Genomic DNA, 14,903 nt, shown 5'->3' with positions numbered 1-14,903 from the left:
ATGAATAACTTAAAGCTAGAACAGATTCTTAATGACAAACTGTCACCGCAGTTAATTAAAGATTACGCACCAAACGGGTTACAGGTAGAAGGGACGCCAGCCGTAAAGCGTATTATCACTGGCGTAACTGCCTCTCAAGCCTTAATCGATAAAGCGATTGAGCTTAATGCAGACGCATTACTCGTTCATCACGGTTATTTTTGGAAAGGTGAACCTGAGCCAATTCGTGGTATGAAAGGTAAACGAATTCGTAGTCTGATCAAAAACGATATCAACTTATATGGTTATCACCTTCCTCTGGATATTCACCCAGAGCTAGGCAACAACGCCGAATTAGCTCGCTTACTTGAAATCGAAGTAGAAGGTGGGCTTGAAGGACACCCTCAATCAGTAGCCATGTTTGGACGCTTGAAAAAACCGATGTCTGGTGCTGAGTTTGCGAGCAAGATCAATCAAGCTCTTGATAGACAACCACTGCATATTGCTCCAGAGAATACCGATAAGATGATTGAGACGGTCGGTTGGTGCACTGGTGGAGGGCAGGATTTTATTGAACTTGCTGTACAACACGGGCTGGATGCATTTATCTCTGGAGAAATTTCAGAGCGTACCACTTATACCGCTCGTGAAATGGATATTCATTACTTTGCTGCAGGTCATCATGCTACTGAGCGTTATGGTGTTCAGGCTTTAGGAAAATGGCTAGCGGATGAGTATGGCCTACATGTGGAGTTTATCGATATTGATAATCCGGTTTAGTGTTTGCTATTCATAATGTGAAACGCTGAAAAGAAAAAAGGGTTGAGACAAAATCTCAACCCTTTTATCTTCTAACTAAAAAGATCATTCACGTTCGTGAAGTGGAGAAAACTCACGCTGTGTCTCACCAGTGTATAGCTGACGAGGACGACCGATGCGGTTCAGTGGATCGCTGTGCATTTCGTTCCAGTGAGCAATCCAGCCGATGGTACGAGAAATCGCGAAGATAACCGTAAACATAGAAACTGGAATACCAATCGCTTTAAGAATGATACCTGAGTAGAAGTCTACGTTCGGGTACAGCTTCTTAGAAACGAAGTACTCATCAGAAAGCGCAATGCGCTCAAGTTCCATTGCTACATCTAGTAGAGGGTCTTGAATGTTTAGCTCTTTGAGAACTTCATGACACGTTTCGCGCATTACTGTCGCACGTGGATCGTAGTTTTTATAAACGCGGTGACCAAAGCCCATTAAGCGGAATGGGTCATCTTTGTCTTTCGCGCGGTCTACATACTCAGGGATGTTATCGACGCTGCCAATCTCTTCTAGCATTCTCAAGCACGCTTCGTTTGCACCACCGTGAGCAGGTCCCCAAAGTGATGCAATACCAGCGGCAATACATGCAAATGGGTTAGCACCAGAAGAGCCAGCTAGACGTACAGTTGACGTCGACGCATTCTGTTCGTGATCCGCGTGTAGCGTGAAGATTTTATCCATTGCACGAGCAACGACAGGGTTTACTTCATACTCTTCGCAAGGGTTTGCGAACATCATGTGTAGGAAGTTTTCTGCGTAGCTCAAATCATTGCGTGGGTAGATAAATGGCTGACCGATAGAGTATTTGTAACACATTGCAGCCAGTGTCGGCATCTTCGATAGCAGACGGTACGCCGCGATCTCGCGGTGCTCGTCGTTGTTGATGTCAAGAGAGTCGTGGTAGAAGGCTGCAAGTGCACCGACTACACCACACATTACTGCCATTGGGTGAGCATCACGTCGGAAGCCATGGAAAAAGCTTGCGATTTGTTCGTGGACCATAGTATGACGCGTTACGGTCGTCTTGAATTGCTCGTATTGTTCTCGGGTAGGGGCTTCACCATAAAGAAGGATGTAACATACTTCTAAGTAATCTGCGTTATTGGCTAATTGATCAATCGGGAAACCGCGGTGCAAAAGAATACCTTTGCCGCCATCGATGTACGTGATTGATGATTCACAAGATGCAGTGGCAAGAAAACCTGGGTCAAAAGTAAAGTAACCATTGGCTCCCAGCTTACGAACGTCAATTACAGGTGTACCTAGCGTACCGTCCATAATTGGCAGTTCGATTGGCGCTTGACCTTCAACATGAAGGGTCGCTTTCTTATCCGCCATAACAATCTCCTTTGTTTATTATTTAATCCGTCCAGGATGTTTATGTGCCATTTTTGTACTGTTGTTAAAGCTTAAAGTCAATTTTTCTCCATCTTTGTGTGCACTTGTTATGATTTTTCTCATGAAAATCGTTAAAAATCTGTTCTATGTAGCATAATTTGTTACACCAATTGTATTAGAATGTTGCTCGCCGTATATTGGCTAAGAAAATTTTAGTTAAATCCTTATAAATTCGGGGCTAGAAACAAAGAGTGAGGTTTGTTGCTGGACTCCGATTGTTAACAAGTTGTTTACAATTATCTGGGTGGTTACCCGTGATATTTGTTAAATAGATGTTAACTTTTGTACGTTTGGAAGCTGAAATTGGTTATAACAATAAATGCTCAATGGAGCTGAGTGAGCAAGCCCGTGAAAGAAAGAAAGTCAAGACCTGTTAATTTAGATTTACAGACCATCCACTTTCCTATCACAGCAATCGCATCCATCCTACACCGTGTGTCTGGGGTAATTACGTTTGTTGCGGTGGGTATACTACTGTGGTTACTGTCCATTTCTCTGTCATCCCCAATGGGTTTTATGGAAGCCGCTGACATCGTCGATAGCTTCTTCGTAAAATTCATCCTGTGGGGAATTCTTACTGCACTTGCCTACCACATTGCAGGTGGTATCCGTCACTTGTTGATGGATCTAGGTCACTTTGAAGAGCTAGATTCTGGCACGATGAGCGCTAAAGTCGCGTTTGGTGCAACAGCAGTATTATCATTATTGGCGGGGATCTTGGTATGGTAAAACACGTATCTTCATTTGGTCGTAATGGTGTACACGATTTCCTACTAATTCGTGCAACTGCAATCATTATGACGCTATACACGATTTATCTGATTAGCTTCTGTGCATTTTCAGATATCTCTTACGCATCTTGGACCCAATTCTTTGGTGGTACCTTCACTAAAGTATTCACCATGTTGGCACTTGTCTCGATCCTGATCCACGCATGGGTCGGTTTATGGCAGGTATTAACGGATTACATTAAGTGCGCGAAACTGCGTGGCGCACTGCAACTTGGTGTTATTGCCGTGCTATTCGGCTATGTCTTCTCTGGTCTATTTATTCTGTGGGGTGCGTAAGTGTCTATTCCAGTTCGTGAGTTTGACGCCGTAGTAATCGGCGCTGGTGGTGCAGGTATGCGCGCTGCACTACAAATTTCAGAACAAGGCCTATCATGTGCTTTGTTGTCAAAAGTATTTCCAACACGTTCTCATACTGTGTCTGCACAGGGCGGTATTACCGTTGCTCTGGGTAACTCGCACAAAGACGATTGGCAATGGCACATGTACGATACCGTTAAAGGTTCCGATTACATCGGTGACCAGAACGCGATTGAATACATGTGTAAAAATGGCCCTGAGTCCGTTATCGAACTAGAAAAAATGGGTCTTCCATTCTCTCGTTTTGATAACGGTACTATCTACCAACGTCCATTCGGTGGTCAGTCAAAAGAATTTGGTGGTGAGCAAGCTGCACGTACAGCAGCTGCTGCGGACCGTACAGGTCACGCGCTTCTGCATACGCTTTACCAACAAAATGTGAAACACAAAACCACCATTTTCTCGGAATGGTATGCATTAGACTTGGTGAAAAACCAAGACGGCGCCGTAATGGGCTGTACTGCGATTTGTATGGAAACAGGCGAAATCTGTTACTTCAAATCAAAAGCAACGATTCTAGCAACAGGTGGTGCAGGTCGTATTTACGCGTCGACCACTAACGCACACATCAACACTGGTGACGGTGTAGGTATGGCATTGCGTGCGGGTGTACCTATGCAAGACATGGAAATGTGGCAGTTCCACCCAACGGGTATCGCTGGTGCAGGTGTTCTTGTAACAGAAGGTTGTCGTGGTGAAGGTGGTTACCTTCTAAATAAAGATGGCGAACGCTTCATGGAGCGCTATGCTCCTAACGCGAAAGACCTTGCTGGTCGTGACGTAGTTGCACGTTCAATGATGATCGAAATTCGTGAAGGCCGTGGTTGTGATGGTCCTTGGGGTCCACACATTAAGCTGAAGTTGGATCACCTTGGTAAAGAAGTGCTTGAGTCACGTCTGCCTGGTATCTGTGAGCTGTCTCGTACTTTCGCGCACGTTGATCCAGTGAAAGAGCCAATTCCAGTGATTCCAACCTGTCACTACATGATGGGTGGTGTACCGACTCAAGTGTCTGGCCAAGCAATCAAGCAAAAGGCTGACGGCAGCGAGATGGAAGTACAAGGTCTATATGCATGTGGTGAGATTGCTTCTGTATCAGTACACGGAGCAAACCGTCTAGGCGGTAACTCATTACTAGACTTAGTTGTATTTGGTCGCGCGACTGGCTTGCACCTTGGCGAAACGCTCGCAGCGCAAGCTGAGGCACGTCCTGCAACTGAATCTGATATTGAAGCATCTCTAGCGCGTACAATGCGTTGGGAAAATAGTACTGGCGGTGAAGATCCAGTTCAAATCCGTAAAGACCTACAAGCTTGCATGCAAAACAGCTTCTCGGTATTCCGTGAAGGCGATGCAATGGCAACGGGCCTAGAAGAGTTGAAAGTGATTCGCGAACGTCTGAAAGATGCACATCTAGCGGACAAGTCTTCAGAATTCAACACGCAACGTATTGAGTGTCTAGAGCTAGACAACTTGATGGAAACAGCATTCTCTACAGCCGTAGCGGCGAACTACCGTACTGAAAGCCGTGGCGCACATGCTCGTTTCGATTTCCCTGAGCGTGATGATGAGAACTGGCTATGTCACTCTATCTACAACCCGGAAACAGAAGCGATGACTAAGCGTGATGTGAACATGACGCCAACGCATCGTGAAGCTTTCCCACCGAAAGTACGTACATACTAAAGGGAGGATACGACTATGAAATTGAACTTCTCTTTATACCGTTACAATCCGGATGTGGATACCAAGCCTTACATGAAAGAGTATACCCTTGAGGTAGACGAAGGCTCAGACATGATGGTGCTTGATGCATTGATTCTGCTAAAAGAGCAAGATCCAAGCATCGCGTTCCGTCGCTCATGCCGTGAAGGGGTATGTGGTTCTGATGGTTTGAACATGAATGGTAAAAATGGTCTAGCGTGTATCACACCGTTATCTGCTCTACAAGGCGATAAGATAGTTATTCGTCCACTGCCAGGGTTACCTGTCGTGCGCGATCTTATCGTTGACATGACGCAGTTCTATGATAACTATGCGAAAGTTAAACCATTCTTGATTGATGATGGTGCATTACCACCATCACGCGAGAACCTACAATCGCCTGATGATCGTGCGCATTTAGATGGATTGTACGAATGTATCATGTGTGCATGTTGTACAACGTCTTGCCCATCATTCTGGTGGAACCCTGACAAATTCATCGGTCCAGCTGGTCTTCTTGCGGCGTACCGTTGGCTAATTGATAGCCGCGATACGGCAACAGATGAACGTTTGTCTGATCTTGATGATGCATTTAGCGTTTTTCGTTGCCATGGCATCATGAATTGTGTAAGTGTTTGTCCTAAGGGATTAAATCCGACGAAAGCCATCGGCCATATTAAGTCGATGCTGGTTAATCGCTCGGTTTAATTTACTCGCTCTTAGGAATGTCGCAGTGTTGCGGATCACCCGATATGACCGCTTCACTGCTTCAAGAATATTTCGAGTAAAGAATACAAAAATTGCCGACTAGTTCTGGTCGGCTCTTATAGCTCGGCAAAGACCGAAGCAAACGTGAAAACTACTGGTTAAGGGAAAATATGCACAACGGCGTGATGAAGGCATGGCTCGAGTCTTCACACTTGGCTGGCGCCAATGCAACGTATGTAGAGGACCTCTACGAACTGTATCTAAGTGATCCCGATCTGGTAAGTGAGGAGTGGAAACGTGTTTTTGAAGGCTTACCTAAGCCGTCAGAAGAAGTGGCAGAACAACCACATTCACGTGTCCGTGACTACTTCCGTCGACTCGCTAGAGAAACAAAGCATTACAATGTCCAAGTTAGTGACCCAGATGTCGATGCAAAACAAGTAAAAGTTCTACAGCTAATCAACGCATACCGTTTCCGCGGACATGAAGCTGCAGAATTAGACCCACTAGGTCTATGGCAACGCCCAACTGTGGCGGAGTTAGACCCTGCTTTTCATAATCTTACCGAAGATGACTTCGAAGAAACTTTCAACGTAGGTTCTTTTGCTGTTGGGCAAGAAACCATGAAATTGAAAGACATCTATGAAGCCCTCAACAAAACTTACTGCGGTTCCATCGGTGCTGAATACATGCACATGACTGACACAGAGCAAAAACGTTGGATCCAACAACGTCTTGAGTCTGTCGTAGGCCAGCCATCATTCAACAAAGATGAGAAGCGCACATTCCTAGAAGAGCTAACAGCCGCTGAAGGTTTGGAGCGTTACCTCGGGGCGAAATTCCCAGGTGCAAAACGTTTCTCTCTAGAAGGTGGTGACGCACTGATTCCGATGACGAAAGAGTTGATCCGTCACGCGGGAACTAGTGGGATGCGTGAAGTGGTTATCGGTATGGCTCACCGTGGTCGTTTGAACATGCTGGTGAACGTGCTTGGTAAGAAGCCTCAAGATCTGTTCGATGAGTTTGCCGGTAAACACGACGAAACTTGGGGTACGGGTGATGTGAAATATCACCAAGGCTTCTCTGCCGACTTTGCTACCCCAGGTGGTGATGTTCACTTAGCTCTTGCATTTAACCCATCGCATCTAGAAATCGTCAACCCAGTAGTCATGGGGTCGGTGCGAGCACGTCAAGATCGCTTGGGTGATAATCAAGGTAGCAAAGTGCTTCCTATCACTATCCACGGTGACTCTGCAATCGCTGGTCAGGGTGTGGTTGCCGAAACGTTCAACATGTCACTGGCTCGTGGTTTCCAAGTCGGTGGTACGGTGCGTATCGTTATTAACAACCAAGTTGGCTTTACGACGTCTAACCCTCGTGACACGCGTTCAACGATGTACTGTACAGATATCGCGAAGATGGTTCAGGCGCCAATTTTCCACGTGAATGCCGATGACCCAGAAGCGGTTGCTTTTGTTACTCGTATTGCTTTGGATTACCGCAACGAGTTCAAGCGCGATGTCGTGATTGATTTGGTGTGTTACCGTCGCCACGGTCACAACGAGGCCGATGAGCCAAACGCGACTCAGCCTTTGATGTACCAAAAAATCAAAAAACACCCTACACCACGCAAATTGTATGCGGATATTCTGATCGATAAAAACGAATCAGATATCGAGACAGCGACTCAGTTAGTCAATGAGTACCGCGACGCATTAGACCGCGGTGAAGTGGTGGTTAAAGAATGGCGTCCAATGGCGTTGCACTCTGTAGACTGGTCCCCTTACTTAGGGCATGAATGGGATATGGAGTGGGATTCAAAATATGACAAGACGCGTCTTATCGAGTTGGGTAATCGTCTTTGTCAGTATCCAGAAAGCCATAAACTGCAAAGCCGTGTTAATAAGCTTTACAGCGATCGCCTAGCAATGATGACCGGTGAAAAAGCAATCGACTGGGGTATGGCCGAAACATTGGCGTATGCAACATTAGTTGATGATGGTAAGCGTATTCGCCTTTCTGGTCAGGATTCGGGTCGTGGTACTTTCTTCCACCGTCACTCGGTTCTTCATAACCAAACAGATGCAAGTACGTACATTCCATTAGCGAATATTCATGACAATCAGGGGCCATTCCAAGTGTTTGACTCAGTACTGTCAGAAGAAGCGGTATTGGCATTTGAATACGGTTACGCAACAGCAGAGCCAGGTGGTTTGACTATCTGGGAAGCGCAGTTTGGTGACTTTGCCAACGGCGCGCAGGTTGTGATTGACCAATTCATCTCGTCAGGTGAGCAGAAATGGGCACGCTTGTGTGGTCTCACAATGCTTCTACCTCACGGTTACGAAGGTCAAGGCCCTGAGCACTCCTCTGCACGTCTAGAGCGTTACCTTCAGTTGTGTGCTGAGCAAAATATGCAGGTTGTAGTTCCTTCAACACCGGCTCAGGTATACCACATGATTCGTCGTCAAGTTGTACGCCCAATGCGTCGACCTCTGATTGTTATGTCGCCAAAATCTTTGCTGCGCCATCCTCTATGTACTTCGACAATTGAAGACTTAGCGGACGGTACATTCCAATCTGCAATTCCAGAAGTAGATGATTTAGACCCAAGCAAAGTAAAACGCGTCGTGTTCTGTTCAGGTAAGGTTTATTTTGACCTACTGGAGCAGCGCCGTAACAACGAGCAAGACGATGTTGCTATCGTGCGTATCGAGCAGCTTTATCCATTCCCGATGGAAGAAGTACAAACAGCGATTGCTCAATACACTAACGTTGAAGACTTCGTGTGGTGTCAGGAAGAGCCTCAGAACCAAGGTGCTTGGTACTGTAGCCAACACAACTTCCGTGCCGCTATTCCTGCAGGTGCAGATCTTAAATACGCAGGTCGCCCAGCTTCTGCTTCGCCAGCAGTTGGCTACATGTCGGTGCACTTGAAACAACAAAAAGCGTTGGTTGAAGACGCTCTGAACGTGAACTCAAAAACTTCGAATTAAGAACTAGAAGTTAAAGGAAGAAACAGATATGACAATTGAAATTCTGGTTCCAGATTTACCTGAATCAGTTGCTGATGCAACCGTAGCGACATGGCACAAACAACCAGGCGACGCAGTAGAGCGTGACGAGGTTTTGGTTGACATCGAGACAGACAAAGTCGTGCTAGAAGTGCCAGCTCCGGAAGCAGGCGTTTTGGAAGCTATCGTTGAAGAAGAAGGTGCGACAGTACTTTCTAAACAAATCATTGCTAAATTGAAGCCAGGTGCAGTTGCAGGTGAGCCTACCGCAGATAAAACAGAAGGTACGGAAGCATCTCCTGATAAACGTCATAAAGCTGCGCTTAGCGAAGAAAGCAATGATGCACTAAGCCCAGCAGTACGTCGTTTATTGGCTGAGCATGGCTTAGAAGCAAGCCAAGTGAAAGGCACTGGTGTTGGTGGTCGTATTACGCGCGAAGATATTGAAGCGCATCTTGCGAACGCTAAAGCTGCGCCAAAAGAAGAGGCACCAGCAGTGGTTGACGTGCCGGCAGCGGCTCGTAGCCAAAAACGTGTTCCAATGACTCGCCTGCGTAAGACAGTCGCTAACCGTCTACTAGAGGCGAAGAACAACACGGCAATGCTAACGACGTTTAACGAAGTGAACATGAAACCAATCATGGACCTTCGTAAACAGTACAAAGATCAGTTCGAAGAGCGTCACGGTATTCGTTTAGGCTTCATGTCTTTCTACGTGAAAGCTGTGACAGAAGCGCTTAAGCGTTACCCAGAAGTAAATGCTTCGATTGATGGCGATGACATTGTTTACCACAACTACTTCGACATTAGCATGGCGGTATCAACGCCACGTGGTCTAGTTACACCAGTCCTAAAAGACTGTGACAAGCTTGGTTTCGCTGATGTTGAAAAAGGCATCAAAGAACTGGCTATCAAAGGTCGTGATGGCAAGCTAACGGTAGACGAGCTAATGGGCGGTAACTTCACTATCACAAACGGTGGTGTGTTCGGTTCACTAATGTCTACACCAATCATCAACCCACCTCAATCAGCGATTCTTGGTATGCATAAGATCCAAGAGCGTCCGATGGCAGTGGATGGCAAAGTTGAAATCTTGCCGATGATGTACCTAGCGCTGTCTTACGACCACCGCCTAATTGATGGTCGCGAGTCTGTTGGCTTCCTAGTGACGATTAAAGAGTTGCTAGAAGATCCAGCACGTCTCCTATTAGACGTTTAATATCGCTAAAACGTCTAGTTATCGTAGGTAGCTAGACGTTAAAAATTTCAATGGCTAGACTAGCTCAACGTCTGGCCTTCATTTGAATCCCACACCATGAGTACTCGTGATGAGGGATTGATTTGAGAAGACCCTACAGACGTACAAGCAGCCAAGACTGCAGCGTTATGGAAATAATAAATCCCTTAAGGGAAAAACAAACGGAATATCGAAATGAATTTGCATGAATACCAAGCCAAACAGCTGTTTGCAGAATTCGGTTTGCCTGTGCCAGAAGGCTACGCGTGTGATACACCACAAGAAGCTTTTGAAGCTGCAGGCCGTATCAGTACAGAAAAGAAAGTAGTTAAATGTCAGGTTCACGCTGGTGGCCGTGGTAAAGCGGGCGGTGTAGAGCTGCACGATACAAAAGAAGGTGTTAAAGAGTTTGCACAAAAGTGGTTAGGTAAAAACCTAGTGACTTACCAAACTGACGCTAACGGTCAGCCAGTTACAAAAATCCTTGTTGAAGAAGCTTCAAACATCGCAAACGAATTATACCTAGGTGCGGTTGTTGACCGTGCAAGCCGTAAGATCGTTTTCATGGCTTCAACAGAAGGTGGTGTGGAAATCGAAAAAGTTGCGGAAGAAACGCCGGAGCTTATCCACAAAGCTGCAATCGATCCACTAGTAGGCCCACAAGCTTACCAAGGTCGCGAGCTTGCGTTCAAACTTGGTCTTGAAGGCGACCAAATCAAACAATTCGTTAAGATCTTCATGGGTCTTGGCACGATGTTCGCCCAGTACGATCTTGCTCTACTTGAGATCAACCCGCTTGTGGTTACTGGTGAAGGCAACCTTCTATGTCTTGATGGTAAGATCAACATCGATTCAAACGCTCTTTACCGTCAGCCTAAGCTTCGTGAAATGCACGATCCATCACAAGAAGATGAGCGTGAAGCACACGCAGCTCAGTGGGAACTGAACTACGTAGCACTAGACGGTAACGTTGGCTGTATGGTTAACGGTGCAGGCCTAGCAATGGGTACGATGGATATCGTAAACCTACACGGCGGCAAACCAGCTAACTTCCTAGACGTAGGTGGCGGCGCGACGAAAGAGCGTGTTGCTGAAGCATTCAAGATCATCCTATCAGATGACAACGTGAAAGCGGTACTTGTTAACATCTTCGGTGGTATCGTACGTTGTGACATGATCGCAGAAGGTATTATCGGTGCGGTTAAAGAAGTAGGTGTAAGCGTACCTGTTGTTGTTCGTCTAGAAGGTACTAACGCTGACCTAGGTCGCGAAGTTCTTGCTAATTCTGATGTTGATATCATTGCTGCTGAGTCGCTAACGGATGCTGCTCAGAAAGTTGTTGCTGCTGCGGAGGCTAAATAATGTCTGTATTAATTAACAAAGACACTAAAGTAATCTGTCAGGGTTTCACTGGTGGTCAAGGTACTTTCCACTCAGAGCAAGCTATCGCATACGGCACTCAGATGGTTGGTGGTGTGTCTCCAGGTAAAGGTGGCCAAACTCACCTAGGTCTACCTGTATTCAACACAGTTCGCGAAGCAGTAGAAGCAACTGGCGCAACAGCGACAGTAATCTACGTTCCAGCACCTTTCTGTAAAGATGCAATTCTAGAAGCGATTGATGCGGGCATCGAGCTAATCGTAACAATCACGGAAGGCATCCCTACAACAGATATGATCGACGTGAAAGTGAAGCTAGAAGAAACTGGCGTTCGTATGATCGGTCCTAACTGTCCGGGTGTTATCACTCCTGATGAGTGTAAGATCGGTATCATGCCTGGTCACATCCACAAGAAAGGTAAAGTAGGTATCGTATCTCGCAGCGGTACTCTAACTTACGAAGCAGTTAAGCAAACAACTGACGAAGGTTTCGGCCAGTCTACTTGTGTTGGTATCGGTGGTGACCCAATCCCAGGTTCAAACTTCATTGATATTCTAAAACTGTTCCAAGAAGACCCTGAAACTGAAGCGATTGTTATGATCGGTGAAATCGGTGGTACAGCAGAAGAAGAAGCAGCAGCATACATTAAAGAAAACGTAACGAAGCCAGTGGTTTCCTACATTGCTGGTGTAACTGCTCCTCCTGGTAAACGTATGGGCCACGCTGGTGCGATTATCTCTGGCGGTAAAGGTACTGCTGAAGACAAATTTGCAGCACTAGAAGCGGCGGGCGTTAAGACTGTGAAATCTCTAGCAGAGATCGGCCAAGGTCTACGTGAAGTAACGGGCTGGTAATTTCCAACTCGAAGCTTAAAGCTAAAAAAGCCTAGCAATTATTGCTAGGCTTTTTTGTATCAAGGTACTTTTTACGATTTTTGGCGAATAAATTGGCTAAGCATAAACAGAGATGTTGCGCTGATTACTACTGATGGGCCAGCCGGCGTATCGAAGTGCCATGATAGGCTAAGCCCCATTAGTACTGCCACAGAACCGATAATGGATGCGAACAGTGCCATTTGCTCTGGTGATGAAGAAACCTTACGTGCTGTTGCTGCTGGGATAATTAGGAGCGAAGTCATGATCAACGCGCCAACGAACTTCATACCTACTGCGATTACTACACCCACCATTAGCATTAACACCAATCTAACTAAGTCTGTATTTACGCCCTCAACAGCGGCAAGTTCTTCACTAACAGTGCTAGAAAGCAGTGGGCGCCAGAAGACGTACAAACATGCACTTACCGCAACAACACCTGTGTAAATAAACATCAGATCTTGTGGAGAGACTGCAAGTAAGTCCCCAAATAGGTAGCTCATTAAATCGACGCGCACGTTTTCCAAAAAGCTAACCGATACTAAACCGATAGAGAGTGCACTGTGTGCCAAGATACCTAACAACGTGTCTGTAGCCACAAGTTGTTGCTTTTGCAGAGTGACAAGCAAAACGGCCAGAGCTAAACAGCAAACGAGTAGTGCAAGATAAAGGTTCACGTTGAGCAGAAAGCCTAATGCCAAACCCATCAATGAAGCATGTGCCAAGGTATCACCGAAGTAAGCCATTTTGCGCCAAACGACGAATGACCCAAGAGGACCTGCAATGATCGCGATGCCAATACCAGCAAGAACAGAAGGTAGAAGAAACTCAATCATGGTGATGATGTCCGTGTTTATGGTTGGAGCATGATGTCGCATCGCCAGTTACTGGCGTTCCGGATAAATCGTGATGATGATGCTCGTGGTCGTGATGATAAAACGCGAGCGATTCTCTCGCTGCATTGCCAAATAGCGCGATGTAAGAAGGGTGCTGAGTAATCGTGGCAGGTGAACCAGAGCAGCAAACATGGTGATGCAGACAAATGACATCATCTGTTTTGGCCATTACTAAATGTAAGTCGTGTGACACCATAAATACACCGCAATCGAATCGGTGACGAATGCTTTCAATTAGATCGTAGAGATCGATTTGACCTTGAATATCCACACCCTGCGCAGGTTCATCTAGCACTAACAGCTCTGGGCGTTGAAGCAAAGCACGCGCAAGTAATACTCGTTGGTTTTCACCACCTGACAAGCGATGCATGTTACTACTAATTAAATGCTCAGCGCCAACAAGCCTTAATGCATCAATACATTCTTGTTTACTGTATTTTCCTGCTAAATTTAGAAAACGGGTGACATTCAATGGAAGAGAGTCATTGAGTTTCAATTTTTGAGGAACATAACCAATTTTTAGTTTTCTTTGTCGGTTTAATTTGCCGCTAGTCGGTTTTTGAAGGCCTAAAATGACTTTGACTAACGTTGATTTTCCCGCTCCATTGGGACCAATTAGGGTTGTTATTTTGCCCTTTTGTAATTCCATACTAATGTTATCGAGAACTCTGCGGCCATCGAACTCGACGCATAAGTGCTCAAGATGGACTAAGGAAGACATGAATGAAACTCATTTGCAAATCAATAATGTTATAATGTAACATTATCACACTTTCTACACCATATCCCAAGTAAAACTATGAAAAGAGCATTAATTCTTGCTGCGTCAGCGATGCTAACGTTGCCAGCACACGCAGTAACGGTACTAACGAGTATCAAACCTATTCAGTTATTAGTGACAGAGCTTACTCAAGGGGTGACTTCGCCAGATGTATTACTGCAGTCTAACACTTCGCCCCATGATTACGCTTTACGCCCATCGGATGTTAAGAAAATCGCTTCTGCTGATTTAGTTATTTGGTACGGACATGATCTCGAACCGTTTCTGGAAAAAGTCGTGTCAGACAGATCGAATACTCTGACTATTAGTCAAATTCCAGATCTAGATTTGCGTGAGTTTGATAGTGAGCACAACCATGACCATGATGGCCACGATCATGGTTCACATGATCCGCACTTTTGGTTAGGTGTAAGTCAAGCACAACAAGTTGCCAAGGCTGTCGTGAATCAACTGGGATCACTTGATCCGGAAAATGCAGCACAGTACCAAGAAAACCTTAAAAAATTTGAAACTGAGCTCAGCCAGACGGACCTAGAGATCAAGAAGAAATTATCGCCAGTGAAAGACAAAGGTTACTTTGTGTTTCACGATGCTTATGGTTATTTCGAAGAGCGTTATGAGTTAAATCAAATGGGGCACTTCACCGTGAGCCCGGATCGTAAGCCGGGAGCAAAAACCTTAATCCAAATTCGTCAAAAGTTAAGTTCAGGAGATGTAGCTTGCGTGTTTTCTGAACCTCAGTTTACTCCAGCTGTCGTTCAGAGTGTGATGCGAGGTAGTAAAGTTGCCAAAGGAGAACTTGACCCATTAGGGAGCACAATTGAAGCAAAACCGGGCAGTTACTTTACTTTTCTCAACAATATGGCGAATAATTTTGAGCAGTGCTTGAGCCAAAAGACGGATTAAGTAGTGTTGTTGTGTAGGAATAGTCCTTTTAACGTGATCCAGTAGTAAGAATTACAACCTT

13 protein-coding genes are annotated in these 14,903 nt (G+C 45.7%); 10 read left to right on the top strand and 3 right to left on the bottom strand.

Translation table 11 applies throughout. The features are described from left to right. On the top strand, positions 1 to 759 hold the full coding sequence (locus FR741_RS11090) for a Nif3-like dinuclear metal center hexameric protein (RefSeq protein ID WP_104971392.1): 759 nt from the start codon (positions 1 to 3) through the stop codon (positions 757 to 759). An 84-nt stretch (positions 760 to 843) separates the two neighbouring features. Here the strand turns inward: FR741_RS11090 and FR741_RS11085 are convergent, their stop codons facing one another. Further along, on the bottom strand, positions 844 to 2,133 hold the full coding sequence (locus FR741_RS11085; protein ID WP_005382163.1) for a citrate synthase: 1,290 nt from the start codon (positions 2,131 to 2,133) through the stop codon (positions 844 to 846). A gap of 396 nt (positions 2,134 to 2,529) precedes the next feature. Between FR741_RS11085 and sdhC the strand changes: the two genes are divergently transcribed. The 8 genes from sdhC (at position 2,530) to sucD (ending at position 12,238) form a co-directional block, all read left to right on the top strand. Beyond that, the gene (gene sdhC, locus FR741_RS11080; RefSeq protein WP_017634811.1) at positions 2,530 to 2,922 is read left to right on the top strand and encodes a succinate dehydrogenase cytochrome b556 subunit; all 393 of its coding nucleotides are present in this window, start codon (positions 2,530 to 2,532) and stop codon (positions 2,920 to 2,922) included. Continuing rightward, positions 2,916 to 3,260 (top strand): succinate dehydrogenase, hydrophobic membrane anchor protein, encoded by a 345-nt coding sequence (gene sdhD, locus FR741_RS11075; RefSeq protein ID WP_005382169.1) that lies wholly within the window; start codon positions 2,916 to 2,918, stop codon positions 3,258 to 3,260. The genes sdhC and sdhD overlap by 7 nt, the downstream gene beginning before the upstream one ends. Continuing rightward, positions 3,261 to 5,027, top strand: a complete 1,767-nt coding sequence (gene sdhA, locus FR741_RS11070; RefSeq protein ID WP_005393016.1) for a succinate dehydrogenase flavoprotein subunit — start codon at positions 3,261 to 3,263, stop codon at positions 5,025 to 5,027. Between the two features lie 15 nt (positions 5,028 to 5,042). Continuing rightward, entirely contained in the window at positions 5,043 to 5,753 is a 711-nt protein-coding gene (locus FR741_RS11065; protein WP_005382174.1) for a succinate dehydrogenase iron-sulfur subunit, read from the top strand. Positions 5,754 to 5,923: 170 nt separating this feature from the next. Next, positions 5,924 to 8,749 carry a 2-oxoglutarate dehydrogenase E1 component gene (sucA, locus tag FR741_RS11060; protein ID WP_167426804.1) on the top strand — a complete coding sequence of 942 codons (2,826 nt, stop codon included), beginning with the start codon at positions 5,924 to 5,926 and terminating at the stop codon, positions 8,747 to 8,749. Between the two features lie 28 nt (positions 8,750 to 8,777). Next, the gene (gene odhB, locus FR741_RS11055) at positions 8,778 to 9,986 is read left to right on the top strand and encodes a 2-oxoglutarate dehydrogenase complex dihydrolipoyllysine-residue succinyltransferase (RefSeq protein ID WP_005393012.1); all 1,209 of its coding nucleotides are present in this window, start codon (positions 8,778 to 8,780) and stop codon (positions 9,984 to 9,986) included. 213 nt (positions 9,987 to 10,199) lie between these two features. Continuing rightward, the gene (gene sucC, locus FR741_RS11050; protein ID WP_005393009.1) at positions 10,200 to 11,366 is read left to right on the top strand and encodes an ADP-forming succinate--CoA ligase subunit beta; all 1,167 of its coding nucleotides are present in this window, start codon (positions 10,200 to 10,202) and stop codon (positions 11,364 to 11,366) included. Next, entirely contained in the window at positions 11,366 to 12,238 is an 873-nt protein-coding gene (sucD, locus tag FR741_RS11045) for a succinate--CoA ligase subunit alpha (RefSeq protein ID WP_005382181.1), read from the top strand. The genes sucC and sucD overlap by 1 nt, the downstream gene beginning before the upstream one ends. A 71-nt stretch (positions 12,239 to 12,309) precedes the next feature. Here sucD and znuB read toward each other — a convergent pair whose 3' ends face one another. Continuing rightward, positions 12,310 to 13,095, bottom strand: coding sequence for a zinc ABC transporter permease subunit ZnuB (gene znuB, locus FR741_RS11040; protein WP_167427109.1), 786 nt, complete (start codon positions 13,093 to 13,095; stop codon positions 12,310 to 12,312). After that, positions 13,088 to 13,876: a zinc ABC transporter ATP-binding protein ZnuC gene (gene znuC / locus FR741_RS11035; RefSeq protein ID WP_006742704.1), complete on the bottom strand. Its 789-nt coding sequence runs from the start codon at positions 13,874 to 13,876 to the stop codon at positions 13,088 to 13,090. The genes znuB and znuC overlap by 8 nt, the downstream gene beginning before the upstream one ends. A gap of 78 nt (positions 13,877 to 13,954) precedes the next feature. Between znuC and znuA the strand changes: the two genes are divergently transcribed. Next, positions 13,955 to 14,842, top strand: coding sequence for a zinc ABC transporter substrate-binding protein ZnuA (znuA, locus tag FR741_RS11030; protein ID WP_006742703.1), 888 nt, complete (start codon positions 13,955 to 13,957; stop codon positions 14,840 to 14,842). The last annotated feature ends 61 nt before the right edge of the window (positions 14,843 to 14,903 follow it).

It is taken from the genome of Vibrio diabolicus, assembly GCF_011801455.1.
GTDB lineage: Bacteria > Pseudomonadota > Gammaproteobacteria > Enterobacterales > Vibrionaceae > Vibrio > Vibrio diabolicus.
This window is presented reverse-complemented; position numbering and strand designations above follow the sequence as displayed.

Coding starts and splice junctions, on each gene's coding strand:
- FR741_RS11090 (WP_104971392.1), top strand. CDS start 1: ATGAATAACTTAAAGCTAGAACAGATTCTTAATGACAAACTGTCACCG.
- FR741_RS11085 (WP_005382163.1), bottom strand. CDS start 2,133: ATGGCGGATAAGAAAGCGACCCTTCATGTTGAAGGTCAAGCGCCAATC.
- sdhD (WP_005382169.1), top strand. CDS start 2,916: ATGGTAAAACACGTATCTTCATTTGGTCGTAATGGTGTACACGATTTC.
- FR741_RS11065 (WP_005382174.1), top strand. CDS start 5,043: ATGAAATTGAACTTCTCTTTATACCGTTACAATCCGGATGTGGATACC.
- sucA (WP_167426804.1), top strand. CDS start 5,924: ATGCACAACGGCGTGATGAAGGCATGGCTCGAGTCTTCACACTTGGCT.
- odhB (WP_005393012.1), top strand. CDS start 8,778: ATGACAATTGAAATTCTGGTTCCAGATTTACCTGAATCAGTTGCTGAT.
- sucC (WP_005393009.1), top strand. CDS start 10,200: ATGAATTTGCATGAATACCAAGCCAAACAGCTGTTTGCAGAATTCGGT.
- sucD (WP_005382181.1), top strand. CDS start 11,366: ATGTCTGTATTAATTAACAAAGACACTAAAGTAATCTGTCAGGGTTTC.
- znuB (WP_167427109.1), bottom strand. CDS start 13,095: ATGATTGAGTTTCTTCTACCTTCTGTTCTTGCTGGTATTGGCATCGCG.
- znuC (WP_006742704.1), bottom strand. CDS start 13,876: ATGTCTTCCTTAGTCCATCTTGAGCACTTATGCGTCGAGTTCGATGGC.
- znuA (WP_006742703.1), top strand. CDS start 13,955: ATGAAAAGAGCATTAATTCTTGCTGCGTCAGCGATGCTAACGTTGCCA.